Annotated in this window: 25 protein-coding genes; 8 read left to right on the top strand and 17 right to left on the bottom strand. The window is 59.3% G+C overall.

The window, feature by feature from the left end:
• Positions 1-54: 54 nt before the first annotated feature.
• From H6650_00740 to H6650_00770, 7 genes are all read right to left on the bottom strand, one after another.
• A complete protein-coding gene (locus H6650_00740; protein MCB8950516.1) occupies positions 55-1,662 on the bottom strand; it encodes an FAD-binding oxidoreductase in 1,608 nt (535 codons plus the stop codon).
• Entirely contained in the window at positions 1,659-2,381 is a 723-nt protein-coding gene (fadR, locus tag H6650_00745) for a fatty acid metabolism transcriptional regulator FadR (protein ID MCB8950517.1), read from the bottom strand. Before fadR ends, H6650_00740 begins: the two co-directional genes overlap by 4 nt.
• A gap of 364 nt (positions 2,382-2,745) precedes the next feature.
• Positions 2,746-3,390 (bottom strand): DedA family protein, encoded by a 645-nt coding sequence (locus H6650_00750; protein MCB8950518.1) that lies wholly within the window; start codon positions 3,388-3,390, stop codon positions 2,746-2,748.
• A gap of 99 nt (positions 3,391-3,489) precedes the next feature.
• Positions 3,490-3,987 carry a hypothetical protein gene (locus tag H6650_00755; GenBank protein MCB8950519.1) on the bottom strand — a complete coding sequence of 166 codons (498 nt, stop codon included), beginning with the start codon at positions 3,985-3,987 and terminating at the stop codon, positions 3,490-3,492.
• A complete protein-coding gene (locus H6650_00760) occupies positions 3,971-4,537 on the bottom strand; it encodes an SRPBCC family protein (GenBank protein ID MCB8950520.1) in 567 nt (188 codons plus the stop codon). Before H6650_00760 ends, H6650_00755 begins: the two co-directional genes overlap by 17 nt.
• Complete coding sequence (locus H6650_00765; GenBank protein ID MCB8950521.1) at positions 4,534-5,118, bottom strand: pesticidal protein Cry15Aa; 585 nt, start codon at positions 5,116-5,118, stop codon at positions 4,534-4,536. The genes H6650_00760 and H6650_00765 overlap by 4 nt, the downstream gene beginning before the upstream one ends.
• A 408-nt stretch (positions 5,119-5,526) precedes the next feature.
• The gene (locus tag H6650_00770) at positions 5,527-5,940 is read right to left on the bottom strand and encodes a phasin family protein (GenBank protein ID MCB8950522.1); all 414 of its coding nucleotides are present in this window, start codon (positions 5,938-5,940) and stop codon (positions 5,527-5,529) included.
• A 779-nt stretch (positions 5,941-6,719) separates the two neighbouring features.
• On the opposite strand from H6650_00770, the gene H6650_00775 reads away from it, so the two are divergent.
• Genes H6650_00775 through H6650_00785 form a run of 3 tightly spaced genes read left to right on the top strand, consistent with a single transcriptional unit; the run spans position 6,720 to position 9,025 of the window.
• Positions 6,720-7,577, top strand: coding sequence for a substrate-binding domain-containing protein (locus H6650_00775; GenBank protein MCB8950523.1), 858 nt, complete (start codon positions 6,720-6,722; stop codon positions 7,575-7,577).
• Positions 7,578-7,601: 24 nt separating this feature from the next.
• Positions 7,602-8,303, top strand: a complete 702-nt coding sequence (locus H6650_00780; protein ID MCB8950524.1) for an ABC transporter permease — start codon at positions 7,602-7,604, stop codon at positions 8,301-8,303.
• Positions 8,300-9,025: a phosphate ABC transporter ATP-binding protein gene (locus H6650_00785; protein ID MCB8950525.1), complete on the top strand. Its 726-nt coding sequence runs from the start codon at positions 8,300-8,302 to the stop codon at positions 9,023-9,025. The genes H6650_00780 and H6650_00785 overlap by 4 nt, the downstream gene beginning before the upstream one ends.
• Before the next feature lie 158 nt (positions 9,026-9,183).
• On the opposite strand, the gene H6650_00790 is transcribed toward H6650_00785, so the two are convergent.
• The 10 genes from H6650_00790 to H6650_00835 form a co-directional block, all read right to left on the bottom strand.
• Positions 9,184-10,227 carry a 2-oxoacid:ferredoxin oxidoreductase subunit beta gene (locus H6650_00790; protein MCB8950526.1) on the bottom strand — a complete coding sequence of 348 codons (1,044 nt, stop codon included), beginning with the start codon at positions 10,225-10,227 and terminating at the stop codon, positions 9,184-9,186.
• Positions 10,227-12,056 (bottom strand): 2-oxoacid:acceptor oxidoreductase subunit alpha, encoded by a 1,830-nt coding sequence (locus H6650_00795; GenBank protein MCB8950527.1) that lies wholly within the window; start codon positions 12,054-12,056, stop codon positions 10,227-10,229. Before H6650_00795 ends, H6650_00790 begins: the two co-directional genes overlap by 1 nt.
• 87 nt (positions 12,057-12,143) lie before the next feature.
• Entirely contained in the window at positions 12,144-13,688 is a 1,545-nt protein-coding gene (locus H6650_00800; protein MCB8950528.1) for a CBS domain-containing protein, read from the bottom strand.
• A 27-nt stretch (positions 13,689-13,715) separates the two neighbouring features.
• Positions 13,716-15,569 carry a 2-oxoacid:acceptor oxidoreductase subunit alpha gene (locus H6650_00805; GenBank protein MCB8950529.1) on the bottom strand — a complete coding sequence of 618 codons (1,854 nt, stop codon included), beginning with the start codon at positions 15,567-15,569 and terminating at the stop codon, positions 13,716-13,718.
• Between the two features lie 69 nt (positions 15,570-15,638).
• Positions 15,639-16,103: a CBS domain-containing protein gene (locus H6650_00810; GenBank protein MCB8950530.1), complete on the bottom strand. Its 465-nt coding sequence runs from the start codon at positions 16,101-16,103 to the stop codon at positions 15,639-15,641.
• On the bottom strand, positions 16,100-16,810 hold the full coding sequence (locus tag H6650_00815; GenBank protein MCB8950531.1) for a FadR family transcriptional regulator: 711 nt from the start codon (positions 16,808-16,810) through the stop codon (positions 16,100-16,102). The genes H6650_00810 and H6650_00815 overlap by 4 nt, the downstream gene beginning before the upstream one ends.
• A 357-nt stretch (positions 16,811-17,167) precedes the next feature.
• Positions 17,168-17,776 carry a nitroreductase family protein gene (locus H6650_00820; protein ID MCB8950532.1) on the bottom strand — a complete coding sequence of 203 codons (609 nt, stop codon included), beginning with the start codon at positions 17,774-17,776 and terminating at the stop codon, positions 17,168-17,170.
• 10 nt (positions 17,777-17,786) lie between these two features.
• Positions 17,787-18,611, bottom strand: a complete 825-nt coding sequence (locus tag H6650_00825) for a class I SAM-dependent methyltransferase (GenBank protein MCB8950533.1) — start codon at positions 18,609-18,611, stop codon at positions 17,787-17,789.
• Positions 18,612-18,716: 105 nt separating this feature from the next.
• Entirely contained in the window at positions 18,717-19,211 is a 495-nt protein-coding gene (locus H6650_00830; GenBank protein MCB8950534.1) for a GNAT family N-acetyltransferase, read from the bottom strand.
• 31 nt (positions 19,212-19,242) lie between these two features.
• Positions 19,243-20,043 (bottom strand): TIM barrel protein, encoded by an 801-nt coding sequence (locus H6650_00835; protein ID MCB8950535.1) that lies wholly within the window; start codon positions 20,041-20,043, stop codon positions 19,243-19,245.
• 685 nt (positions 20,044-20,728) lie between these two features.
• Here H6650_00835 and H6650_00840 point away from each other — a divergent pair.
• The 5 genes from H6650_00840 (at position 20,729) to avd (ending at position 25,637) form a co-directional block, all read left to right on the top strand.
• Positions 20,729-21,556: a hypothetical protein gene (locus H6650_00840; protein ID MCB8950536.1), complete on the top strand. Its 828-nt coding sequence runs from the start codon at positions 20,729-20,731 to the stop codon at positions 21,554-21,556.
• 275 nt (positions 21,557-21,831) lie between these two features.
• Positions 21,832-22,803: a DUF1385 domain-containing protein gene (locus tag H6650_00845; protein ID MCB8950537.1), complete on the top strand. Its 972-nt coding sequence runs from the start codon at positions 21,832-21,834 to the stop codon at positions 22,801-22,803.
• Positions 22,804-23,156: 353 nt separating this feature from the next.
• Positions 23,157-23,741 (top strand): tetratricopeptide repeat protein, encoded by a 585-nt coding sequence (locus tag H6650_00850; protein MCB8950538.1) that lies wholly within the window; start codon positions 23,157-23,159, stop codon positions 23,739-23,741.
• 539 nt (positions 23,742-24,280) lie between these two features.
• On the top strand, positions 24,281-25,222 hold the full coding sequence (mdh, locus tag H6650_00855) for a malate dehydrogenase (protein ID MCB8950539.1): 942 nt from the start codon (positions 24,281-24,283) through the stop codon (positions 25,220-25,222).
• 82 nt (positions 25,223-25,304) lie between these two features.
• Entirely contained in the window at positions 25,305-25,637 is a 333-nt protein-coding gene (gene avd / locus H6650_00860; GenBank protein ID MCB8950540.1) for a diversity-generating retroelement protein Avd, read from the top strand.
• The last annotated feature ends 285 nt before the right edge of the window (positions 25,638-25,922 follow it).

Raw genomic sequence — 25,922 nt, forward strand, 5'->3', positions numbered from 1 at the left:
TCTGCCCCAGCTTTCGTGGAAGCTCGATACACCTTCCGGGAAGGTGTGCGTTACCTATATTTCCTCCGCGTCCGCCAGCAGTTTGCCCGGATTCATCATGCCCTCCGGGTCGAAGAGGCGGCGCACATTTTCCAGAACGCTCATGCCCAGGGGGCCTTTTTCTGCCGGCAAATACGGCGCATGATCCATTCCCACCCCATGTTGATGGCTGATCGTGCCCTGGTGGGCCACGATCTCCTGACTGGCTCGCCGCTTCATTTCGTGCCAATGCCCCAACGTCCGCGCCGGATCGGCATTACGGCGGAAAAGATAGGTGACATAAATACTGGCCCCATCGTTGTAGACGTGCGAGAGGTGCGCGAAAACCAGCACCTGTTCTTCCGCGTCCGCGCTGGCGGCGGCGATGGCCGATTTAAGCGCGGCGGCGGTGTCCATGACGGCGGACCAGGGTACGGCCGTCTCCAGAGTGTCCACGGCGTAGCCATGCTCCCACAGGGTATTACGCAAATAGGGGTTGCGGAAGCGGCTGTGTTCCCAGATTTTGCCGATGGTCTGGCCCGTGGGCAGGCCGCCGTGCTGCCGGATGAGGCTGTTGGCGCGGCGCAGCGCGGCGGCGGTGAGGCGGCTGTCTCCGGTGACGCCGTAGAGGAGGAGGCAGCGTTCGTCGCCGTAGCTGAGCAAGTTGAGGCCGCGGTCCGCCCATTGCAGAAGCTGCTCTTTGCCCGACAGCGTGAGGGTGACTTCTGTCTCTTGCGCGTCGCTGAGGCGGAGCATGGAGAGGGGGACTTTGGCCTGCACGATGTCTCGCACGGCGGCCACGCCTGTTTCCCAATCGCGGAAGAAAGCGGCGTGGAAGCTCTCGGTCTGGGGCAGTGGGCGAATGCGTACGGTCACATCGGTGATGATGCCCAGGCGGCCCTCGCTGCCGAGGATGAGGTGGCGCAAATCGGGTCCGGCGGCGCTGGCGGGCAGGGGATGGATGTCCAGAGGCCCGACAGGGGTTTCCAGGTGCGCGCCGGCGAATAACTCTTCGATGCGCCCGTAGTAGTAGGATTGCTGCCCGCTGGAGCGGGTGGCGACCCAGCCGCCGAGGGAGGCGTATTCAAACGATTGCGGGAAGTGGCCGAGGGTGTAGCCACGGGCGTGCAGGGCGGCTTCCAGGTCGGGGCCGAGGATGCCCGCGCCGAAGGTTGCCAGTCGGCTTTCTTCGTCCAGTTCCCGCAGGGCGTTGAGGCGGGAGAGGTTGATGGTGAGGATGGGCACGTCGCTGGGCAGGGGGTTAATGTGCCCGACGACGCTGGTTCCGCCGCCGTAGGGGATGAGGTTGATGTGGTGTTCCTGGGCAAAGGTGAGTAGGGCGCGCACGTCTTCGCGGCTGGTGGGGTAGGCGACGCCGTCGGGGAAGGCGTCGATGTAGCCGGAGCGAAAGGCGATCCAGTCGGGCAGGCTTTGGCCGCGGGCGTGGCGGGCGCGCTCGGCGGGGTCGGTGGTGATGAGGGGGTGCGCGGGCAGGCGCGTGGGGGGCACGCGGGCGACGACGTCGGTGAATGCGGCGTCGGGGTAGGGTGTGCCGGGGCCGATTTTTTGGGCGAGATAGGTGGCGGCGGATGCCGGCATTTCCATTACAACCATCTCATCTCCCCAACCATTCCATCGTTTCATCTTTTCCCTCCCGTGGGCGGAAGCGCCGCGCTATACATGGCCCGACGCCAAAGTTGCAAACTCTCGGTGACGGCTGCGGTGGTGTACTGTTCCGCGGCGGCGGCGTCGCCGGCCTGGGCCGCGGTCAGCAGTCTGGCATAGTAGGCGCGAGAGCTTTCGCGGGATGCCGGCAAACTAAAATACACCACGGCCATCTGTTGATATAACTCGCCAAACCCATTCAAAATGAGCGTAAAAATTGGGTTGCCCGACAAAATCGTTAAGCGGCGGTGCAGTTCCCAGTCCGCCTTTGCCAGATAGTCGGGTGTGTCCGTCAGGTTGGCATAGTCCGCCAGCAGCGCGCACACAGCGGCGGCGCGCCGCGCCACGGCCAGGCGCGCATAGGTGGGGGCCAGCAGTTGGCGCACTTGCAGCAGATTGGGCACGAAATCGGCGGGCGCGTGTTCCGGGTGGCGCGCCAACCCTTCCAGGACGCCCAGGTTGCCCTCTTCCCAGTAGTTGCGTACGCGCGTGGAGCGGCCATGCTGAATGTCGATCCAGCCATCCCGCGCCAATCGCTGCAACGCTTCACGCAAGGTGGGGCGGGTGACGCCCAACTGCGCGGCAAGATCGCGTTCTGAGGGCAAACTGCTATTCATCTGGAATTCGCCCGTGAGAATCGCGGCGATCAGGCGGGATTCGGCGACTTCCGTCGGTCGTTGTATTGGTTGCCAATTCATATAACACCATCTTCTGGTAAGAGGTCTGACCAGTTGGTGGCAGTATAAACGATTATGGTGTTTTTGTCTAGGGGAAAAACCTTCCAGGAAGCTACTTGAACTTTAAGAAATAGCGTAACTACGCGCTTTTTGAAAATTGGTCCAATCTGGCTTAGCCGTTATGAAATAACTTCGGTAATCACGTCGGGCGGTTTAAGCAAGACCAACCCCCTTCCCCCGCGGGGGGAAGGGGGCTATTTCGAGAGGGTGGGAGGCGCGGAGCGCCCCTCGTACATTATTACCCCTTCCCTAGAGACAGGAGCAGCGTGTGTGCGATTACCCGTTTGTTTTCAAAAATCAACCAGCATCCGGGCAGGGTGAAGCGTTACGCATGTTCCGCGCCGGTGCGGGCTTTGACGGCTTCGTAAACGACGGGGACGAGTGAGATGAGGATGATGGCCATGATCACCAGGCTAAAGTTGTCGCGTACAATGGGCAGGTTGCCAAAGAAATAGCCGGTCAGGGTGAAAAGAAGGACCCAGGTGATGCCGCCGACGATGTTGAAGGCGAGGAAGCGCCCGTAGTGCATGGCTCCGACGCCGGCGACGAAGGGGGCAAAGGTGCGAATGATGGGGACGAAACGGGCCAGGACCACGGCCTTGCCGCCGTGTTTTTCATAAAACAGGCGCGTGCGCTCCAGGTATTCCGGTTTGAGGAAACGGACCGTGCCGCTGAAGGCGCGAATGCCAATGTAATGGCCGATTTGGTAGTTTACGCTGTCGCCGATGATGGCCGCGGCGATGAGGAGAAGGATGAGCCAGGTGATGTGCAGGGAGCCGAGGGCGGCAAATGCGCCTGCCGCGAACAGGAGTGAGTCCCCGGGCAAGAAGGGGGTGACGACCAGACCTGTTTCCATGAAAACGATGCCGAAGAGGATGAGGTAGGTCCAGGTGCCGTAGTCGCTGATGATCACGCTCAGGTGTTTGTCGATGTGCAAGATGAATTCGATAACGGTTTGGATGATTTCCATAAGTGTTTTACCTCGGACGTAGGGTGGACAACAAGGGCGGAATTATACCCTACTTTTTTCGGGGGTGACTGCGTTTTGCCCACGGCTGGTGGGCGTTTTTTAGACGTTGGGGTGTGGTTTGGCGGGGATGGCCTGGTTTTCGATCTGGTGTTTGAGGCAGGTGAAGAAGGATAGGCTTTGTTTTTGGATGATGGGATGGAGGAGGTGAGGGGGAATGCCGGCATAATTTCCCCACAAATGTACGTCCATACGCCATTGCATCCTGGTTACGCCCGCGGTCCCATTCACCAAATGCATCCGATTGTGCGCCACGATTTGATGTTCCGCGCCCTGGATGGCCGTTGGTGGCCCCACCGCCACGCGCACTTGCAGTGCTGCTTGCCACGGCGCGGTCCGGTCCAACCAGGCACCTTCCGCCGCGCACGGCAGGCGCACCTGCCCCACGGGCACGATCAACGTTGCCAGAAAACGACCTGGCTCTACCACGTCTAGCGACTCCAATCCCGCCACGCACCCCCCCATGGCCCGGGCATCGGTAATGAACTGCCATACCACATCCGGCGTTGCCCGAATGTTCACATCAATCTCGAAGCGCATGCCCGTTTCGCTGCGCCTCCTGCCAGGCGGGAAAGGCGGCAATTGACCGTTCGATAAAGCCATCTACGATTTCGCGCAGTCGCCATTGGGTGATATTTTGCGCGATACCCTCGACCATGACTGCCGGCATAAATCGCAATCCCTTGGGACGAGGAAGATTGGCGAGCAGTTCAAATGTGTACTCAATTATCGTCCGCCGTGCCCCGTCAGGAACGAATACCGACTCGCTGGCATAATATCCCTGAACCTGGGAGGAATTGAAAGATGCCTTGGCCTTGACGGGCGTGAACCCATCAACCGGCACCACACGAATAACGCCCTCATCCTCGGACACAACCATCTGCACGTCACAAACAATCGTGATTTCGTAAGCCCCCATTTCCGTTGCGCTGTAGATCATACGAAATTTTTCGTCGCCTAGCGGTTCGTGCATATTGATGTGTGGGAGAAAATCTACAAGTCGGGTGAGGTCACGATAGAAATTGATCGCCGTCTGGATGTCGGCGGGAAAGGTAAAAGTGCGGCTGTTCGACCCCGCAATCTTCATCATAGCGACTGCTCTCTCTCCTCGTCTTCGTTGGGGATGACCAGTTGATTCAAGTGCTCCAATTTGCTTGTGAGCACATCAAGCTGGCCTGCCAGGCTGGCAATATCTTGCTGCGTGGGCAATCCACGCATTCTTAGCAGTTCCTCCAGGCGCTCCTCCGTTGCGGGAAAGTCGGGCAGGCGGCGTGTTTGCGCCAGCAATTTGTCGCGCAGCCGGCGTCCCTCCTCTTCCGCCAACTCCCCCTTCTTGATCAACGCCTGAATGCGGCGCTCAATTTCATCATCCACCTGGCGAATCAGGTCCAACGGCGCGGCCAGGGCGCTGCGCAATGAACTCAATCGATCTCCCCCCGCCTTCACCAGTCCCGTCAATACGGACTGGGGCAGGAAGCCGCTTTTCTTTTTTTCTTGCTCAAAAATGATTTGGGTGAGCGTGAGCGTTGTCAGGTCTTCCCCCGTGCTGTGATCCATGACCTGAACTTCCTGACCATCACGGATCAATTCGGCAATACCATCCAGAGTAATGTACTTCTTGGCCTCTGTGTCATACAGTTTGCGATTCGGGTAACGCTTGATGATGGCCATTATTCCCTCCGTAGCGGACAATGGTCTGCAAATCAGTGTGCGGGGCATGAATGTGGTCAGGTTCTCGCTGGGGGCCGGCAAACGCACACATCTGTTCCTGCCCGTGCATTGCGCTGCGGTTATTGCGGACGTGCGACCTGTTGCGTTAATGCCGGCATCAGGTTCACGGAAGTTATTATAGCCGAGCCAGACAACTTCGCCATCTGCCCATCAAGACTCGTCGTAAGACTCCTGGGCTATACCCTGCCCGATAGAGTACGCCCACGCCATCCTGATACAAAAAAGGGAGATGGGGTTGCCATCTCCCTGACTGCCGCCTTCCCCAAAAGCTGTTTCGCGCTTCCGGGAAGGCTTGTTGAGGAACTTTTGCCGGCCTTGACACGGCTCAAGCCCCGCGCCGGTGCCCAATCAGGCAGTTGTCTTTCTCAGTTCGTCTACCTTTCGGTTGAGGGCATTGACTCGCGTCGTCAACTCCTTGATGTCCTCGCGCGTGGGCACGTTCATGCGTGTCAGCAACTCTTCCAGCCGTTTGTCCAGCTCAGCTTCGGCTTTATCCGTCGCCTCCCGCGCCTGGCTCTTACGCTGTTTCATCAGGTCGTCCAGCATTTTGCGCCCGTCTTTCTCCAGCGACTCGCCCCGCTCAACCAGTTTGTTAAAAAACTCCACAAGCCAATCTTGCGACTCATCCAGGGTGTCCTGCCCCCAAGAAATGAATCCCAGGCCCGCTAGCACCATTTTGCGGGTGCTGCTGACAACCATATTTTCTTTTTCTTCCACAACTTCGATCATTTGTGGCTTTGCGCCGTTTGTCTTTGTCATCATTATTACCTCCAGGATAGCGATGCGATTGATCGCGTAAGGGTGCATCCGTCAATGGATTTAGGCCAATCCAGGAAAATATCGATCCGGAAAAGGCGCGATTTTCTGGATTGGCTTGAGGCTTTTTCGGTATGGAATAGGATCATTCAAATTCCGAACAAGCCTTAGATCGACCGATGCGCCGGATGGGTCCTTGTCCCTGGCAGAGTCCAGTGTCGAGCCTGAACCAGCCCTGATTGTCGTTTTCAAGTCCGCGACCACCGATAGTGGACAGCCTTTCTTCAGTTGTCACGCGGCGCAACAAGAGCTTATGACGCACCGCGTTATGAGCAATATAACATGCCCGGCGAAAGAAGTCAATAGACGATGCGGTATCTCTTTAGGAGCGGAAATTAAAGAAGCTGGCCATGTCATTTCCTTACCGTTCCTTCAAACTGACGAGGCAATTCCGTACTTTATTTCATCGTCAGTCCTTAGTAACCGCCCAAAAGTAACTTCACGCTTTTTACGGACGGTTACTGACAAGCTGTCCGCACATTTCCGCTAATTTAATTGCGGACAGCCACTTAGCAGTTACGAGAATTTGCTCATGTACCAACAAACCTTCCCGGAAGCTCGATTTCAAGCCCCCAGCGTCTCGTCATTGAAGTCCTTGCGCGGCCAGACAGCTTCTGGGAAGGTGGTCGTGAACCGTTTTGACAACCATCAGCCGCCCCGCTAAACTACCCCCCGTTTCACCAACATTGGAAAGACCCGCATCCACCAACTAAAGGAGAAAATCCATGCACCGCCTGGTTCGTATTTGTGTTTTGTTCCTTTTCGTTTTCCTGCTAGCAGCCTGTGGGCAGCCCGATCCACAGGTGCTGCGGCTGGCGACGACGACGAGTACGGATGATTCGGGTTTGCTGGGGGCGATATTGCCGGCATTTGAATCCGAATATAACGCGCGCGTGGATGTGGTCGCCGTGGGCACGGGACAAGCATTGGCGCTAGGAGAAGCGGGTGACGCGGACGTGCTGCTGGTCCATGCCCGCGCCCGCGAAGACAAGTTCCTGGCTGATGGGCACGGAACGGCTCGCTTTGATGTAATGTACAACGATTTTGTGTTGGTCGGGCCGGCGGATGATCCTGCCGGCATTCAAGGTGAAACCCTGGCCGCCGCCGCCCTTGCCCACATCGCCGCCGCCCAGGCCCCCTTTGCCTCACGCGGTGATGACAGCGGAACCCATATTAAAGAGATCAGTTTGTGGATGAATGCCGGCATCACCCCCGACCCCAACGCCGACTGGTACGCCTCCCTCGGCCAGGGCATGGGAGCAACCCTCACCTACGCCAACGAAGTCGGCGCGTACACCCTCACGGACCGAGGCACGTTCCTGTCGCAGCAAGCCAATCTGCCCAACCTGGTCGTTATGGTCGGCGGCACGCAAATTGCCGGCAACGCCGACCCCGCCCTCCTCAACCCCTACGGCGTCCTCCTCGTCAACCCCGACAAAGGCGGCATCAACGAAGCGCTGGCCAAAGATTTCGCCGATTGGCTCACCTCCGTGGAAACGCAGCAAATCATCGCCGACTTTGGCGTAGACAAATTCGGGCAGCCCCTTTTCTACCCTGACTCACAACCGTGGCGCAACCGTTAGCCACGCACATTTCCGGCTTTTGACATGGATACTCTGCTGCGCGCCTTCCAGGAAGCCCTGCGCCTCCTCCTTTCCGGCGATCCGGCACTCTTCGCCGTCCTCCTCCTCACCTTGCGCGTCACGGGAACGGCCTTGCTTTTTGCCCTGCTTTTCGGACTGCCCCTGGGCACGATCCTGGGGCTAAGCCCGCGCATCCCCGCCCTGGGCCTGTTGCAACCCCTCATCTACACAGGCATGGGGCTGCCCCCCGTGGTCGTGGGCCTGTTCGTCTACCTGCTGCTCTCCAATCAAGGCGTGCTGGGCGGGTTGGACTGGTTGTTTACGCCGGCGGCCATGATCATGGCGCAAACCATCCTTGCCCTGCCCCTGGTCGTGGGGCTGACGATGACGGCGCTCCAGGGGGTGGATATGGAGTTGCGCTTGCAGATTGTGTCGCTGGGTGCGACGCGCTGGCAATTGGCGCGGGCCGTGCTGCATGAAGCCCGCATGGGCGTGTTGGCGGCGGTCCTGGCGGCCTTCGGCGGCATCATCTCCGAAGTGGGCGCGGTAATGCTGGTCGGCGGCAACATCGCCGGTCGCACGCGCGTGTTGACCACGGCTATCGTGCTGGAGACGCGCAAAGGGGATTTCGCCCTGGCGCTGGCGCTGGGCATTATCTTGCTGTCGTTGGCGTTTTGCGCCAACCTGGCGCTTTTTCATTTACAGTGGTGGGGGAAGGGGCGATGAGCCAGCCTCTTTACGCGCTGGCGGACGTGCGGCAGCAGTACGATGGTCGCCAGGTGCTGCGCATTGACCGCCTCACCGTGGCGCGCGGCGAAATCCTGGCGGTGATTGGTCCCAGCGGGGCGGGCAAGAGTACGCTGCTGCGGCTGCTCAATTTTCTGGAACCCCCCGCCGCCGGCGAGATCTGCTATGAGAACAGGCCGGTTTCCTGGCCGCCGCCGTTGTCCTTGCGCCGCCAGGTGACGACGGTTTTTCAGCGTCCGGGGTTGCTCAGTCGCAGCGTTGCCGGCAATATCGCCTACGGACTCTCTTTGCGTGGACAAAAACTGCCCCAGGCGGAACAGGATCGCTGGTTAGAACGACTGGGACTGCAACACCTGGCGCGCCAGCACGCGCGCCGCCTCTCCGCCGGGGAAGCGCAGCGGGTGGCACTGGCGCGGGCGCTGGTGATGCAGCCGCGCGTGCTGCTGCTGGATGAACCGACCGCCAATCTGGACCCGTACAACGTGGGTCTGATTGAAACGATTGTGCGCGAGGAGAATGCCGCGCGCGGCATCACCGTGGTCCTGGTGACGCACAACATCTTTCAGGCGCGGCGCGTGGCGCACCGCACGGCGCTGCTGCTGCGGGGAGAAGTGGTCGAGGTGGGGGAAACGTCGGCTTTTTTCGCGCGCCCGACACAGGCGCAAACCGCCGCCTTTCTGCGCGGCGATCTGGTGTATTGAAAGGCGGGACTCTGGCGTTTTTGCAGTGGAGGCTTCAGCCGGTCCACACATGGCGGTTGACCCGGCTAAAGCCTCGACTCCGTTCACCCTATGTGGAATTCGCCAGACTCAAGTTAAAAGGGTCCAATCTTCTCGATTGGACCCTTCTTCAGGGGAAATCAAAGCATCTGGTCCATGATTTGCGTCAGAGCGGACGCGGGTGGACGCAGTTTGTCGTCGGGGAGCAGGGCCAGCGGGTGCGTGTTCAATTCGCTCACTTCCGCGAATGAGGGGCGGCTGTCATCAAAGTAAACCAGGCCCGTGATGAATTCGCGGTTCTGCTCCGCTTGATAAAGGCGGGCCAGCGCCCGCGCCCGGTCGGTGGGATCGTAGTCCGCTTCCAATTTGCGCAGGACGATCATGGAGCCGTCATGGAGGGCGATCTCTTTGGCTTCGCCTGGGGCGTAGTCGTCGATCATGATCTCTTCCTGCCGGGGCACGAAGTCCAGTTCATGGAGTTGGATTTCATGCTCTTTGCCGTAGCTGTAGCTCTTGGTGGATTCGTCGTGGTTGTTGAAGGTGACGCAAGGGCTGATGATGTCCAGCACGGCGGTGCCGCGATGGTTCAGGGCGGCACTGAGGAGGGCGCGCACCTGTTTGGGATCGCCGGAGAAGGAGCGGGCGACGAAGCCACAACCGGCCTGGATGGCTTCGGCGCAGAGATCGATGGGGGGGTAGGGGTTTGTGCCGGCATATTTCAAAGTCTGACCCTGATCCGCCGTCGCCGAAAACTGCCCCTTCGTCAACCCATACACCCCGTTGTTCTCCACAATGTACACCAGGCGCACATTGCGGCGGCACAAATGCTTAAACTGCCCCATGCCGATGCTGCCCGTGTCCCCGTCGCCGCTGACGCCGATGCCGCGTAGCGTATGGTTTGCCAGTAAAGCCCCCGTTGCCACTGACGGCATGCGCCCGTGCAGCGCGTTGAAACCATGCGACATGCCCAGGAAATAAGCGGGCGACTTGCTGGAACAGCCAATGCCGCTCAACTTAACGATCTCATTCTGGCGCAGGTTCAACTCATACGCCACAGCCGTGATCTGGCTGGCAATGGAATCATGCCCACAGCCCGCGCACAGAGTAGAAGGACGCCCCTTATAATCCGCCTGGGTCAACCCCAAAAGATTCGTTCTTGCCCCCCGTTGTGTTTGCGTCGCCATTATGCTTGCTCCTTTTCCTGTATGGCTTCCACCACCCAACGCGCCGTCAAAGGCATTCCATCCAGATGCGCCAATGACACCAGTTTTGTGGCCATGTCCGGCATTTCCGTCGTCAGAATATTGTGCATTTGTCCATCGCGGTTTAGCTCTACCACGTAGACACGTTCATGCCGCGCCACGAAATCGCGCACATCCCCATTGATGGGCAGTGCCCGCAGGCGCATGAAGCTCGTGGGTACGCCCGCCGCCGCCAGTCGGTCGCGGGCTTCGTCAATGGCGTACATGGTTGTGCCATAGCCGATAATGCCAATCTCCGCGCCTTCTGTTGTATCCGTTATGGGCGCGGGCACAAGCGTGCGCGCCGTATCGAATTTATGCGCCAGGCGGGCCATATTGGCCTGCCAATGGTCGGGCCGTTCACTGTAAACGGCGGCATCATTATGTCCCGTGCCGCGGGTGAAGTACGCCGCCAGTGGGTTTTCATTGCCCGGCAGGGTGCGGTAGGCAATGCCATCCCCATCCAGGTCCCGATAGCGGGCAAATCCGTTCGCCGCCACCTCTTCCGCGCTCAAAACCTTGCCCCGCTTAATCGGCTCGGTGGGATAGGCGAACGGCTCGGTCATCCAGTTGTTCATGCCCAGGTCCAGGTCGCTCAGGACCATCACCAGCGTTTGCAATTCGTCCGCCAGGTTCAGCGCCGTGGTGCCAAACTCAAAGCATTCGCCGACGCTGGCGGGCAGCAGCAACACGTTCTTGGTGTCGCCGTGCCCCAGGTAGTAGGCAAACAGGGTGTCGCACTGGCCGGTGCGCGTGGGCAACCCCGTGCTGGGGCCGACGCGCTGGATGTCCCAGATAACGGCGGGGATTTCGGCGAAGTAGGAGAGGCCGGCGAACTCGGCCATGAGCGAAATGCCCGGCCCGGAGGTGGCCGTCATGGCGCGCGCGCCGGCCCAACCGCCGCCAATGACCATGCCAATGGCCGCCAGTTCGTCTTCCGCCTGGATGACGACGAAGTTGTTTTCGCCTGTTTCCGGGTTGCGTCGCAGCCGGGGCAGGTAGTCGTTGAGGCTGTCCACAAGGCTGGTGGAGGGCGTGATGGGGTACCAGGCGACCAGGGAGACGCCGCCGAAGACCGCGCCCAGCGCCGCCGCTTCGTTGCCCGTGATCAGAATCTGGCCTGCCGTGGCATCCATCGGTTCGACACGATAGGGGTCTTGCTTTCGCAGATTTTCCACGGACCAGTCATAGGCCAGGCGCACGATCTGCATGTTGCTATCCACCAACTTCTGCCGCCGCCCAAAGAGATAGCCCAACGCTTCTTCGATTCTGTCCAGTTCAATACCCAGCAGGAAGGAAACCGCGCCCACGTACACCATGTTTGCCATGTAGTCGCGGATGCGCCCGCGCACGCCGGCGGCGCGCAGGAACTGGTTCACGGGGATGCCATACATGGTCACGTCGTCTCGCTGAGGAGGATTGCGCCAGTCGGCGTTGTAGATGCATACGCTGTGTGCCGGCATTTCCTGCAAATCCTGCAACGCCGTCACCTCATTGAAAGCTACCAAAATCTCCGACGTTTCCCGTCGTGCCACATACCCCTTGTCGCTCACGCGAATCTGATACCAGGTCGGCAGTCCCTGGATATTAGACGGGAAGATATTCTTCCCATTCACGGGAATGCCCATTTTGAACAAGGCGCGCAGCAGCGTCAGATTAGATGTCTGGCTCCCTGTTCCATTCGTCGTGGCAACGTTTATGGCGAAGTCATTTACAATAGACCTCTCCATGGCTGCCGATTCAGTTGGCGCTGTCCGCGCTTCATTGAGCATATATACTCCTTTGGTAAATCATACGTAACTGCTAACCCTCTCGGGGGCTGAGCTTATCGACGTAAACCCTACAGGTCCCCAAGACCTTTAGGGTTTGGTCCGAGACCCCAGATTTAGTTTCCCTTTCAAATAGTGGACCACATCGCGGAAGGAAATGATGCCGATGGGATGCCGGCGCTCGTCCACAATGGGGAGATGCCGGAAACCATGATCGGACATCAAGTGTATCGCCTCAGCGATAGGGGCGTTGTTCATCAACGTGTATGGATTGCGCGTCATGTAATCGTCTACATGCGCTTTGCTCAGGTCTTCTACCTGCCCCGCAACACGCATCAAGATGTCATACTCCGTGAGAATGCCCGACAGAACGCCGCTGTCATCCGTGACCACCACGCAGCCAATCCGGTGCGTGTTCATCATCTGCACCGCATTTGCCACCGACGTCCCCGCTTGCACCATAATGGGCTGCTTGGGCGAAAGATTCGCCAATACATCCGTCGCCAACCACGCTTCCTCCGCTGTTGGCTCCGGTCGCTCCTGGTCCAATTCGTCCACGTAAGCTTCGTCCAGGTTGCCGGCTAATTGTCCCTGGATGCTCGGTTCAATAGTCGCGTGTTCGTCCACCGTCCAGGAATCGGCGGCGCGATACAGTTTGTCCAGGTCGCCCACGCCGCGCTGCGCCGTGGCCGTCTCAATTTGCTGGCGCAGACCTTCGCCATAGGTGGTCTTGTGGACGCGACGAATAACGCCCAGGGGTACGGGGAATTCGGGATGTTCCATGCTGCCCAGGATATAGGCCAGTTCTTTGGAGGTCTCGTCGTGAACCAGCAAGTCCGCTTCCGTAAAGCCGTTGCCCAATTCCACCACTTTCGGGCGGAAACCCTCAAGGATAATGCCTTTGTCCCGGTTCTTGCCAAATACCAGCGGCTTCCCATGTTCCAGGTAGATCAGATGGTCGTCGCGCACTTTGCGATCCGTCCATCCTTCCCACTCCGTCGGGTTGAAGATGACGCAGTTTTGATAAATCTCGACAAAGGACGAGCCTCGATGCAGGGCGGCTTCCAGCAGCGTATCTCCCAGGTGTGCGGTGTGCGCGTCCAGCGTGCGGGCGACAAACGTAGCTTCCGAAGCCAGCGCCAGGGCAATCGGGTTGATGGGCTGCTCAATGGCCCCCATGGGAGAGGACTTGGTTTTGGCTCCCTGGCGGGACGTGGGCGAGTATTGCCCTTTGGTGAGGCCGTAGATGCGGTTGTTGAAGAGGAGGATGTTCAGATTGATGTTGCGCCGCAGCGCGTGAATCAGGTGGTTGCCGCCAATGGAGAGGCCATCGCCGTCGCCGGTGATCACGAAAACGCGCAGATCAGGATTGCTGATCGCCAGGCCGGTTGCCAGCGTGGGCGCGCGCCCGTGGATGCTGTGGATGCCGTAGGTATTCATGTAATACGGGAAGCGGCTGGAGCAGCCAATTCCGGAAATGAAGACGATGTTTTCTCGCGGGACGTTTAATTCCGGCAGCACCTTTTGTACCTGCGCCAGAATCGAATAGTCCCCACACCCGGGACACCAGCGAACTTCCTGGTCGGAGACGAAATCTTTGCGCGAAAGGTTGAGGGGAATTGCTTGTGTGGTCATGTCAGGACTCCATCTTGCGGATGATCGCTAGCTCAATATCTCGTCAATGCGGGCGCTGATCTCGCTCACGGTGAAGGGGCGGGCGTGCAGTTTGGGCAGCGACTGCACGTCCATCAGGAAACGTCCGCGCAACAAGAAGGCCAGTTGACCTGCGTTGAGTTCCGGCACGACGACGGTGTCGTAGCGGCTGAGGACGGCGCGCAGGTTGCGCGGGAAGGGGTTAATGAAGCGCAGGTGGGCGTGGGCGACGGATTGGCCGCGCTTTTGCGCCTGGCGTATGGCGGAGCGCACCGCGCCGTAAGTGCCGCCCCAGCTCAGAAACAACAATTTGCCCTGGCGCGGTCCAAACACCTCCAGCGGCGGAACGAAGTCCGCCAGGCGTTCCACTTTGGCGGCGCGTTCCGTGATCATTTGCTCATGGTGACGCGGGTCGTAGGAGACGTTGCCCGTTTGTGGCGCTTTGCTCAGGCCACCCAGGCGGTGTTCCAACCCCTCCGTGCCGGGCAGCGCCCAGGGGCGGGCCAATGTTTCAGGGTCGCGTTGGTAGGGCAGGAAGGGGGCGTCGCCGTTGCCGCGTCCCGCCGGATGGGTGACGGGGATTTCGGGGATGCCGGCAGCGTCCGGGATGCGCCACGGTTCAGAGCTGTTCGCCAGGAAGCCTTCGGAGAGGATAACGACGGGGGACATGGCGCGCACGGCCATGCGTGCCGCCCAGATGGCGATGTCGAAGCAGTCGGCGGGGCTTTGCGGGGCGACGATGGGGATGGGGCTTTCGCCATTGCGGCCAAACATCGCTTGCAGCAGATCGGCCTGCTCCGTTTTGGTGGGCAGGCCGGTGCTGGGGCCGCCGCGCTGCACGTTAATGATGATCATGGGCAGTTCCAGCATCATCGCCAGGTTCATGGCTTCGCTCTTGAGGGCGATGCCGGGGCCGCTGGTGGCGGTGACGGAGAGCGCGCCGCCAAAGGCCGCGCCAATGATGGACCCCATGGCGGCGATTTCGTCTTCCGCCTGGAAGGTGCGCACGTCGAAGTGGCGCAGCGGGGCGAGGGCGTGCAGGATGTCGCTGGCGGGCGTGATGGGGTAGCCGCCATAGAAGAGGGGCTTGCCCATTTTGCGCGCGGCGGTGACGAGTCCCAGGCTGATGGCTTCGTTACCGGTGACTTTGCGATAGGTTCCTGCCGGCAAAGTCGCGGGCCGTACCTGGTATCTCTGACGGAAAATCTCCGTGTTCTCGCCAAAATAGTAGCCCATGCGCAGCGCCTTCAGATTCCCTTCCAGGATTTCCGGGCGTCCCGAGAATTTCTTGCGTAGCCAGGATTCCGTTGTCCCCAGTCGGCGATCAAACATCCAGAAGGTGAGGCCGAGCGCGAAGAAGTTTTGGCTGCGGTCCTTTTCTTTTGAGGACAAGCCTTCAATATCCTTCAATGCTTCGCGGTTCAGGGATGTCAGCGGCACGGTGAGCAGGCGATAGCCTTTGAGGGAGCCGTCTTCGAGCGGGTTGGTTTCATACCCCGCCTTGCGTAAATTTTGTTGCGTGAAGGCATCCGTGTTGACCACGATTGTGCCGCCTCTAATCAGTTCCGGTAGATTTTTCTTTAGTGCGGCGGGGTTCATGGCGATGAGGATGGCGGGGGCGTCGCCGGGTGTGAGAATATCGGTGCTGGCAAATTGGACTTGAAAGCCGCTGACGCCGGGCAAAGTGCCGGCAGGCGCGCGAATCTCGGCGGGGAAGTCCGGCATGGTGCTCACGTCATTGCCAAAGACGGCGGACGTATTCGTAAACTGGGTTCCGGTTAGCTGCATACCATCACCGGAGTCTCCCGCAAAGCGAATCACGATAGATTCGACCTGTTCCAAAATCGGTGTGGAATCACTCATTGTGGTTTGTCTCCATGAAAAGGACGAATGACGAAAAGCGCGTATCGCTGCGTCGCGCGCGCGGCGTGATCAGCCGCCTTCCGGCGTGCTGGCGACCAGGTCGGGCGCGGGCGGGCGGTTGAGGACGACGGTCGGGTAGCGCGCCGCCAGATAGTCGAGAATGCACTTGTGCGTCATATTGCCCACAATTTTGCCCGTGACATCGACGACGGGCAGGTTACGAATGCCCTTGCGGTCCATGAGCCAGAGCGCATCGGCGGCGGGGAAATCGGGCGTGACGGTGATCGGGTCAGGCGTCATGATGCTGGTCACGAGCTGGTGCAGGTTGTCGCCGCCGATGACCTTGCGCAAGATGTCTCGCTCCGTCACGATGCCTACGAGTTTGTTTGCGGACAGGACGAGGCATGTGTGATGATGTTCGGCGCGCATGCCGGCAATAGCCGCGCCTATTGTGGTATCGCTGGTGACGCGGCTGAAATCCGTTAGATTGAGATGTTGCACTTGTTCGGTTTGGAGTTCTTCGCGGAGGGTCATGGTGTTTCCTGGGTGGGGGAATGGGGTGTTGTTACGACGGGGGGGAGAGACAAGGTGGGAAGGAGTTTGAAGTGGGCAACCAATAGTTCCAGGCCCTCGTCAAAATCGTCGCGGCACAATGCATCCACAATGCGCTCGTGATAGTCCCATACGCGCAACCAGTAGCCGTAGTCCGCCAGCCGCGTCAGTTCGCTGGCTTCGTAGGCTTCCCAATAGGCATTGAGGATGCCGCGCACAAATGGGTTTTCGAGATGGGTGAAGATGGTCATGTGCAGGTCGCGGTGTTCTCGATTGGGCACATGGACGGGTTCGCCGCGCAGTTTGCTCCAGGCGTTGTCGATGATGGCGCGTAACTGTGTTTTGTCGGCGGGTGTGAGTTTGACGACGGCTTCCGGCCACATGGCGGCTTCCAGGGTCTGGCGCAGTTGGCTGAACTGCATGAAACTGGCTTCGCCCGTGGCCATGCTGTAGAGGAGGCTGGGGAGAACTGCCGGCATAAAATCAAACGGTTCACGCTTCATGCCCACCCGCGGGCGAATCGAAATAAGCCCCAAATGGCGCGCGAACTCAAGCTGCTCGCGCAGTTTCCCTACGCTCACGCCCATTTCCGCGCCAATATCCGCCAACGTAGGTAGCGTTTCCCCGTTGGTGGCCGGGTGTTCCGCCAGGTATCTGAGAAAGTCGGGTTTGAGTTTGCTTAGCTGCATACGCGCGTTTTAGTTCCCCCAAAGATTGGTTCATTCTTTGAGCCTGCCGAAGGCAATATGGGCACGGGCTTCGAAAAGATCAACCCACGAATGGGTTAGCGGCCGCATTTATCCGATAAATCCGATTTATCCACAAGGAATGTAGTATATCAAGGTTTTCTAGGGTGGGCAATGGAAAAATAGGCGTTTAGTGGGTTCGTTACTGTTCCGCCGTACCTGTACCAACAAACCTACCCGGAAGGCAACGACCTGGCCCGTTGCTTGAGCTTGCCGAAGGCCATGTGGGCGTCAACAGGGGCTTTGACAAGGGCTTTGGCAAGCGCGGCCCACGGGCGGGCTAGCTGCCACCATGTGGGTCTAATAATAGCGTGCAACCTCCGCCGGCGGGCGACGGGTTTTGCGTTTGCTTTCGGCGGGGAAACCCAGCGTAATCAGGCCCTGCGGCTGCCAGTCGTCCGGCAGGTCCAGCGCCAGGCGCACCACATCCGGGCAGAAAAGAGGCGCGCACATCCAGCACGCCCCCAACCCGAGGGCGTGCGCCGCCAGCAGCAGATTTTGCCCGGCCATGGCCGTGCTTTGCACGGCCATCACCCATTCATGCCGGCGGCGCGCTTCGTCAGGATAATTGTCCATATCCACGAGGCTGAGGCAAAGGAGGATGAGGGCGGGGGCAGCGGTGATGCGTTCGTAGGAGCGACCGGCGTCCTGCTCAATGATGGCGGGGGGCACGCCATCGGCGGCCAGGTCGGCGCGCAGCCGCTGGCCCATGGCCGCGGCCAGTTTCTGCTTGATGGCGTCGTTTTGGATGACGGCGAAGCGCCACGGCTGGCGGTTGTGCGCGGAGGGGGCCCAGATGCCGGCATTAAGCAGTTGGTCCAGCAGCGATGGGGGCAGTGGCTCCGGGCGATAGCGGCGGATGGAACGGCGCTCGCGCAGCCAGTTTACGGGATCGGCGGGAGGGGGCATGGCGTGACTATTAGGGGGTGCGGGGTTGCCGGCAAATAAAGACGCCGGACAATTTGCTGACGTGGAACGCGCCATGTTCGGCGATGTGTTGCCGCAGTATTTGCGTCAGGGTTGCAACCAGGTCATCCCAGGTGACGCCTGACGGCAGCATCTGTTCAATTCGTGCGCGTGTCGTTGCCAGGTAGTCAATGACGGGCTGGGGTTGGGGGAAGACGAAGGCGGCGTGCAGATCAAACCGTTCGACGTGGGCGAAATGGCGTACCAAAGCAGGCGTACCGTTTTCCAGGCCAAAGGCGTTGCCGGCATTTTGCCAGATCGTTTGCGGTCCTGTTCCCCCCAGACGCCGGATGGCGTCCTGGCGCAGGTGATTCAATTCAGCCATGGATTGAGCGCTGTTGGTGACGGCCAACAGGCAGCCAGTGGGCCGCAGGACGCGGGCGATTTCCGCCAGGGCGGCGCCGCGGTCGGGGACATGATAGAGCATGTGGTTGGCGAGGACCACGTCGAAGGCGTGGCCGGCGAGCGGGAGGCGTTGCGCGTCCAGATTAACGCGGTCGGGGGGCGGGGCCGGCAGTCCGCGGAGCATCCCCAGCGAGAGGTCGGCGGCGATGTAGTGGCCGCACCGCTGCCGTGCCGCCGCGACGTAGCCGCCAGAGCCGCAGCCCACATCGATGACGCGCTCCGTGCCGTGCCAGGGGATTTTGTCTAGGACCCAGGCGGTGAAGTCTACCTGGGGCACGGTGTACAGGGCGTGCGTGCGAATGCGGACGTTGAGGTTTTCGTCGTTTTGGTATTGTTGTTTGACGTAGGCGACGTCGTCGCTGCGAATGGTCATGGGTACTCCTGGAAAATGCCGAAAGGCCAAAAACCGGGTTTTTACACATGAACCACTCTGGTAATTTCGGCCGGACACTCGAAAAACCCGGTTTTTTCAGTGAACTCACGAATCAATAACCAGCAAACGTTCCAATATGATACCCGTTTTGCCCGTCTGTGGCAGTCGGATTTCCCGGCTGATAGTGAAACCCAACCGCTGGTAAAGGGCCAGGGCGCGGACATTATCCGGCATCACGCCAATCTCCAGGAGAGGCCGGCGCATGTGGCGGGCGATGTTCGTGAGGACGGCGATCAGAGCCGTGCCGATGCCCTGGTCGCGGTAGGCTGGGGCAACCAACAGATCGGCGATTTCGGCGGCGTTGGCATAAATCTGAAGCTGACCACGCCCTACGATAGCCTCCTGAACCGTGGCGATGAGAGGGAAGCAGCGCCCCCGGGTATAAGCGGCGAGCGCGCGGAGGCACGCTTCGTCGAAAGCGCGAAAAGGGTGGTCGGGATAGCAGGCGGCGTGCAAGGGACGGATGTCGGCGGGCCGCAGGGGGCGGATGATCAGCCTGGGGGGGGCAGGAGGCGGGGGCGTAAGGAGAAACGGGGGCAACGATTCCTCCGCGTTTTTTGGGCGTCGCGGATCATCCGTTGATGGGGCCATGATGGTTTGTGCCGGGCAGGTGCAGCAGCGGCAGACTGGCGGCGATGCGCTCCGGGGTTGAAAGTTCTAGCGTGAGGATAGGGGGCGGGGTTATCTGGCGAAAGAGTGGCAGCACCTCTCGATAATTAATCACGCCGTTGTCCAGAGACCAGTGCAGGTCAATGTGGCCGTCGTGGTTATTCAGATGGCAACTGTAGAGCCAGGGGGAGAGCGCGGATACCCAGTCCGTCAGTGGTACGTGGGAGAAGAGGGTAGCATGGGAGACGTCAAGGCAGGCGCGCACGTATGGGTTGTCCACTTCGCGCAGGATGTCCGTGAGCAGGGAGGGTTCATCTTCCCACAGATTTTCCATTACCACGGTGATGCCATAGTGGGCGGCGCGCTGGCCTAGCTTGCGCCAGAAGGCGACCTGCCGCTGGTGCCAGCCGGGACGGTAGTTGGGGAACCGCAGCAGGCCCATATAGTTCAGGTGAAAGACGACGGAAGACGCGCCCAATTCGGCGGCGATAAACAGGTTTTGCAGATACCGTTTGCGCGTGAGGGCGACGATGTCCGGGTCGAGGCTGCCGCTGACCATATCATAGAACGCGCCGTGGAGACCCAGACCGCCGGTGAATCCCGCCAGAATTTGCTGATGTTCACGCAAGACGGTGCGCCAGTCGCCGGCGAGGATGTCCGGTTCGGCGAAGGCGTATAGCTCTAGTCCGCAGCCGAGTTCTTCGGCCCAATGGCGGTAGGTGCGCGTTTGATGACGGTCGGTGGCAAAATAGACTTTATCCACGTTGATCCTGGTTCCCCCGCGATTCCCAGCCCAGCGTTTTGCCTGTGGCTGGCGTGATGTTGGATGCCAGCCGCGAATATGGTCAATCTCGGTAGAGCCAGTTTATTGGGCACGAATGACCGAATTGGGCCAGCGTTCGCGCGGCTGTGGTCATTCGGGTCCGCTTTGCGTCAGGGCGTGGGGTGGTGTCACACATTATGCTGCCCACAACCAAATGGGTGAAACTCATGCCGGATTTTGCGTCTAATGAGATTGGTGATCGAATGGCGCAAGTCTACTCGCGCCGACGGAGTCCGTCAATAAACAATGGGAACTCAGTACTAGGCATGGGACATCATGGCGCGCCGGGCACTCGCAGACGAAAAAGCCCTGCGATGCGCAGGGCTTTTTCAGGGGGACAGATAAAAAGGAGGAATGTAAATTGAGTGTCAATATTAGCCAGCCTGCTCTTTGTGCGTCCAGACCGGCACCATAGGGAGAACGTGACCTTAGTATAGGCCGTTGTGCCGGCATCCTCAAGAAAGTCTGATACAATCTGTGTGTAAAATGGTTTACAGAAAGTAATTGCCAGGCCAGATTGGACCAATTCTCTCTGGTGAAAATGGTCATGGAGCGCGCGAAATTGGTCCAATCTCCAGAGAGCGTTAGTCGTTACGACAGAAATACGAGTCGGTAGCAGCCAACAATGGAAACACGCTGTCCCAATTGTCAACAACCTTTGCTCTCCGGCGATACTGCCTGCTGGCAGTGTGGCTGGCAACTGGCGGAACCCGTTCCCGCGGCGGCGGATGCGACGGTGCTGTCGGCCCCGCCCGCGCGCGCCCAGGTTCCCGCGCTTTGGATTTACGCTGCTTTGACCGCTTTCCTCGTGATTATGGCCGGCATTTTGCTGCATCAACTCGGAAAACAACCGTTGGTGCAGGTGTCCGCCGGGGGGCGAATGCCGGCAGACTGGCAGCGGGTGACCACGTATGGGCGCACGCTCACGCTGGACCTGCCGCCGGGATGGACGTGGCTGGACCAGGAAGATCCATCGCAGGCGGATGCTTTTGCCGCTTTGCTGGCGCGGCGGCAGGGGTTGCTGTCGTTGACCTATCCCCTGGGGCGGCAAGACCCGAATGCGGCGCTCATATTCGCCGCCGCGCCCGCCGCCGTCATTGATCTGGCGGCGGAGCCGGTGACGCTGGTGGTGATTCGCAGCCCTGTTTTGAGCCGGTTGTCGGCGGAGGCGGCGCTGGCGACGGTGGCGGAGGCGGATGTGGAACTGGTAGACGGGCGGCAGGTTCCCAATTACGATAAAACGCATACCAGTTTTTTGCTGGAGATGGATGTGGCCGGCGTAGGGCGAGTAAGATGCCGGCAACAATTCTTCCACGACGAACCGGACAGCCTGCTCCTGGCTGTCTGTGGCCACCCGCAACAATTCCGCTTTTACGCCCAACAAGTGGAGGAAATCCTCGCCACCGTCCAGCGACTACACCCCCAGGCATTCCATCATCGCCCACCCAGTTGAAAGGTTCACGATGGGTAAGACTACACAGCCTATGCGTACATGGTCCAACAAACCTTCCCGGAAGCTCAATGTCAGGCTAAAAGCGTCTCAAAATGCAGCGGCATTTCGCATGGAAACAGCTTTCGGAAAGATGGGAGTGAGCCGTCCCACGATGGCATGGCATTGGGCATGGCACGAAACCCTGTTTTATCCGCATTTCCGCGTCTTTCTGGCTTCCTTTCCCCAGGTCCATACCCGGCTTGACGCACTCCTGTCCACTCAGTACAATCCCCCCTATGTCGCAAGAACCTGATGGGCTTAATTTCAATTATGGTGGCCAGGCCGTGATCGAAGGCGTCATGATGCGCGGTTCGCAGGCGCTGGCCGTTTCCGTACGCAATCCTCATGGCGAGATAGTCACCCACGTCGAACCTTTGAACCAGGCCATCTATGGCAGCAAGATGGCGCGCCTCCCCTTTGCGCGTGGTCTGACCCTGTTGTGGGATGCGCTGGGGCTGGGCATTAAGGCGCTCATGTTTTCGGCGGAAGTGGCCGTGCCCGAAGAAGAAAAAGCGGACCCGCAAGGCAAGGCGTTTGAAGGGCCGGTGCAGGTCGGAACGGTCGCCATCTCCCTCGCTTTTGCCATCGGGCTGTTTTTCGTCTTGCCCGTTTTCCTGGCGAGCCTCATTGAGGGCTGGCTGCATTTGCGCGAGTCGCAGGTTGTCAGCAACCTGATTGAAGGGGGCATCCGCCTGTTAATCCTGGTGGGCTACATCTGGAGCATAGGCCTGCTGCCGGACATTCGCCGTTTGTATGGGTATCATGGGGCGGAGCATAAAACGATTAACGCTTATGAGGCAGGCGCGGCGCTCACGCCGGAGTCTGTGGCCCGTTTTCCGCTGGAGCATCCGCGCTGTGGTACGGCTTTTTTGTTGACGGTGGTGATCGTTTCCATTCTTTTGTACAGTTTTTTCCCGCCGTTGAACCTGGCGCTGCGTATTGTCTCGCGCCTGTTGTTGCTGCCTGTGGTTGCCGGCATTGCTTACGAGATCATCCGTTTCTCCGCCAAACATCTTGATAACGTCTTCATTCGCATCATCATAAAGCCCAACCTGGCTTTGCAGCGGCTGACCACTCGTGAACCAGACCAGACCATGTTGGAAGTCGCCATCACCGCCTTTCAACAGATGATGGCCCGTGAAAGCGGGACTGTTTACGCAGAACCCGCGCTCGTGCTCGCGGAAACATCAGACGCAACCCCTCGTTAGAATTCATATACCGCCGGCGCGCCACCCTGCCCCAGAGATGCGGGCAATCTCTCCGCTTTGGTTTCTTGCCCGACTGCGCAGCTTCGCGCAACCGCCGATTTGCGCGTTTCCCGCGCCGATTGGTCTACCAGTGGCGCGCTGACTCCGCCAGTGTTCGCTGCATGCCGTATCGCAGCTTGACGCGCACCCGCTCGCCGGGGGTGTGCTTACTATCCCCGTCACCATATCGGAGATGCGTCGGGCATCCCGGCATGGCAATGTGGGCGATCAGGTCCTGCTGAGGTGAAAGGAACAGTATGTCCAGGGGTGAAAAGCATAATCAGACCGGGTTACAATTTTACGGTGATTGGGAATTGGAGAAAGCGGTAGCCGCTTTTCGTAAAGCGACGGCTGCTGAACCGGATAATCCCGAATATCACCTCAATCTGGCGCGCGCGTTTGCCCGTTCCAGCAGCTTCGACGAGGCGATTCAGGCATTGGGCGAGTACCTGCGCACGGAGACGGACGCCCAACTCGCCAGCCGCTACGAACGCCTGTTTTCCTCGGCGCTGGATGACGTGGAAAGCGCCCTCATTGAGGGCATGCGCCGGTTGGAGTTATCCATTCAGTACACCGGCAAGGCGATCCAGATGTGGTTGGAGTATCGCATCACGATTGGGCGGCGGCCGTTGCGCGTGACGAAGCCAGAGTTGTGGGCGGCGGCGCTGGCCTACACGATTGTGAAGGTGAATTTCCTGCAACTTAAACTGGGCGCGGTGGCGGCGGCCTTTTCCGTCAGCGAGCGGTCGCTAAAGGAACGGTTTGGTGAACTGGTGCAGGCTTTGGATTTAATGCCGGCAGATTACCGTTACTTCGTGGGTGATCAAAACCCGCTGGACAAACTCGTAGAAGCGGCGCAGATCATGGAAGAACTGGACCAGCGCTTCATGGAAGACTGAGGAATAATGAGAACATCTTCCCGGAAGCTGTTACCCAGGACTATCGTCTGTGACGAAGCTTCCGGGAAGATCATTGAGAACATCTTCCCGGAAGCTGTTACCCAGGACTATCGTCTGTGACGAAGCTTCCGGGAAGATCATTGAGAACATCTTCCCGGAAGCTATTACCCAGGACTATCATCAGTGATGAAGCTTCCGGGAAGATCATTGAGAACATCTTCCGGAAGATTAGGACTATCATCAGTGACGAAGCTTCCGGGAAGATCATTGAGAACATCTTCCCGGAAGCTGTTACCCAGGACTATCGTCTGTGACGAAGCTTCCGGGAAGATCATTGAGAACATCTTCCCGGAAGCTGTTACCCAGGACTATCATCTGTGATGAAGCTTCCGGGAAGATCTTTTACAGAGGAGTCACCACGCCACTGCGCGACACCACCAACAAACGAAAATAGCGCGGTTGACAGGCGGCGCTTCTCCCAACTGTCAACTGACCACTACCCACTGTCAACTGACCACCATTTACAAAGGAGTCACTCAATGTTAAACAAAATTGCACTTTATGGCGCGGGCAACGTCGGCGCTACAACGGGCCACTGGCTGGCGAACAAGGAAGTCGGCGACATCGTCATGTTCGACATTTTTGGGCAGGTGGCTGCCGGCAAAGCCCTCGACCTCTACGAAGCAGGACCGGCCATCGGCTTTGATTCCCGCATCACCGGCAGCAGCGACGTAAGCATCATCGAAGGCGCGGACGTGGTCGTCGTCACCGCCGGCGTGCCGCGCAAGAAGGACCCCGTCACCGGCAAATTCCCCAGCCGCGATGAACTGGTGAAGATCAACCAGGACGTGATGACGGTCGTCTCCGAAAACATCAAGAAGTACGCCCCGGACAGTATCGTTATCGTTGTCACCAACCCACTGGACGCCATGTGCCACGTGATCAAGGAGATCACCGGCTTCCCGCGCGAACGCATCATCGGCCAGGCGGGGGCGCTGGATACGGCGCGCTACAAGACCTTCATTGCCATGGAACTGGGCGTGAGCGTGGAAGATGTACACGGCATCGTCCTCGGCGGGCACGGGGACACGATGGTTCCGCTGCCCCGACATACGTCGGTCGCCGGCATTCCCGTCACCGAACTCATCTCCCCGGAAAAACTGGACGCCATCATCCAACGCACCGCCAAAGGGGGCGGCGAAATCGTCGGCCTGCTCGGCTACAGCGGCTACTACGCCCCCGCCGCCGGCGCCGCCATCATGGTCGAATCCATCCTCAAAGACAAAAAGCGCGTCATCCCCTCCGCCATCTACACCCAGGGCGAATACGGCTACCATGACCTCTTCATCGGTCTGCCCGCCGTTCTCGGTCGCCGGGGCGTGGAACACATCATCGAAATGGACCTGAACGAAACGGAACGCGCCATGCTCGACCACTCCGCCGAAGCGGTCCGCTCGGTCGTGCAAGTGTTAGGCTATTAGGCGTTTGCAAGGTATGAGAGGCAAGCGAGTCTTGCCCCTCATACCTCATACCTCATCAAAGATGTCTACTTCGCATCAGGAAATGCCGATTTTTACGCGCACTTTTGATTTCCTGACCTGGCTGTTGCCGCAAACGAATCACTTCCCGCGCGCCCATCGGCACACGTTTACACAGCGACTGTTGGAGGCCGCATTTGATCTGCGAGAACGACTCGAAGAAGCAAATTGGCAGCAGGGCAACGCCCGGCTGCAAAAACTGCAGGAAGCAGATGAAGCCTTATCCAAAGTGCGGCTGTATCTGCGTCTGGCATATCGCTGGAAGTGGCTCACGCCAGGCCAATACGAACATGCGGCAGCGATGATGACGGAAATCGGGCGCTTACTTGGCGGATGGAAAAAGAAAACTGGCAGGTAACGGCGTCACTTCACCATACATTATTGATCAGGAGCTGGAGTCTGGCGAAAACCACATATGGTGGTCGGAGTCGAGACTTTAGCCGGATCAAACCGCCATATGTGGGCCGGCTGAAGCCTCCACTCCAAAAACGCCAGTGTCCAGTCAGGAAGTGCAACCTCCAGCCGCTCACACCGGCTGATGTTGGGGGCAAAACCCATAACGGCTGCTCCGCCCGCAACAGGAACGACCCGCACAACAACTTCAACGACAACAACGGGTTTCGGGTGGCAGTTTCCACACTTC

Source organism: Ardenticatenales bacterium, from assembly GCA_020634515.1.
Lineage (GTDB): Bacteria > Chloroflexota > Anaerolineae > Promineifilales > Promineifilaceae > JAGVTM01.

Excerpts from the sequence above, each read along its gene's own strand:
- H6650_00785 (MCB8950525.1), top strand. The coding sequence starts at position 8,300 with ATGAGCCAGCCTCTTTACGCGCTGGCGGACGTGCGGCAGCAGTACGAT.
- H6650_00800 (MCB8950528.1), bottom strand. The coding sequence starts at position 13,688 with ATGACCACACAAGCAATTCCCCTCAACCTTTCGCGCAAAGATTTCGTC.
- H6650_00770 (MCB8950522.1), bottom strand. The coding sequence starts at position 5,940 with ATGATGACAAAGACAAACGGCGCAAAGCCACAAATGATCGAAGTTGTG.
- H6650_00740 (MCB8950516.1), bottom strand. The coding sequence starts at position 1,662 with ATGAAACGATGGAATGGTTGGGGAGATGAGATGGTTGTAATGGAAATG.
- mdh (MCB8950539.1), top strand. The coding sequence starts at position 24,281 with ATGTTAAACAAAATTGCACTTTATGGCGCGGGCAACGTCGGCGCTACA.
- H6650_00805 (MCB8950529.1), bottom strand. The coding sequence starts at position 15,569 with ATGAGTGATTCCACACCGATTTTGGAACAGGTCGAATCTATCGTGATT.
- H6650_00755 (MCB8950519.1), bottom strand. The coding sequence starts at position 3,987 with ATGCGCTTCGAGATTGATGTGAACATTCGGGCAACGCCGGATGTGGTA.
- H6650_00795 (MCB8950527.1), bottom strand. The coding sequence starts at position 12,056 with ATGCTCAATGAAGCGCGGACAGCGCCAACTGAATCGGCAGCCATGGAG.
- H6650_00790 (MCB8950526.1), bottom strand. The coding sequence starts at position 10,227 with ATGGCGACGCAAACACAACGGGGGGCAAGAACGAATCTTTTGGGGTTG.
- H6650_00810 (MCB8950530.1), bottom strand. The coding sequence starts at position 16,103 with ATGACCCTCCGCGAAGAACTCCAAACCGAACAAGTGCAACATCTCAAT.
- H6650_00750 (MCB8950518.1), bottom strand. The coding sequence starts at position 3,390 with ATGGAAATCATCCAAACCGTTATCGAATTCATCTTGCACATCGACAAA.
- fadR (MCB8950517.1), bottom strand. The coding sequence starts at position 2,381 with ATGAATTGGCAACCAATACAACGACCGACGGAAGTCGCCGAATCCCGC.
- H6650_00815 (MCB8950531.1), bottom strand. The coding sequence starts at position 16,810 with ATGCAGCTAAGCAAACTCAAACCCGACTTTCTCAGATACCTGGCGGAA.
- H6650_00765 (MCB8950521.1), bottom strand. The coding sequence starts at position 5,118 with ATGGCCATCATCAAGCGTTACCCGAATCGCAAACTGTATGACACAGAG.
- H6650_00825 (MCB8950533.1), bottom strand. The coding sequence starts at position 18,611 with ATGACCATTCGCAGCGACGACGTCGCCTACGTCAAACAACAATACCAA.
- H6650_00760 (MCB8950520.1), bottom strand. The coding sequence starts at position 4,537 with ATGATGAAGATTGCGGGGTCGAACAGCCGCACTTTTACCTTTCCCGCC.
- H6650_00775 (MCB8950523.1), top strand. The coding sequence starts at position 6,720 with ATGCACCGCCTGGTTCGTATTTGTGTTTTGTTCCTTTTCGTTTTCCTG.
- H6650_00780 (MCB8950524.1), top strand. The coding sequence starts at position 7,602 with ATGGATACTCTGCTGCGCGCCTTCCAGGAAGCCCTGCGCCTCCTCCTT.
- H6650_00845 (MCB8950537.1), top strand. The coding sequence starts at position 21,832 with ATGTCGCAAGAACCTGATGGGCTTAATTTCAATTATGGTGGCCAGGCC.
- H6650_00840 (MCB8950536.1), top strand. The coding sequence starts at position 20,729 with ATGGAAACACGCTGTCCCAATTGTCAACAACCTTTGCTCTCCGGCGAT.
- avd (MCB8950540.1), top strand. The coding sequence starts at position 25,305 with ATGCCGATTTTTACGCGCACTTTTGATTTCCTGACCTGGCTGTTGCCG.
- H6650_00820 (MCB8950532.1), bottom strand. The coding sequence starts at position 17,776 with ATGCCCCCTCCCGCCGATCCCGTAAACTGGCTGCGCGAGCGCCGTTCC.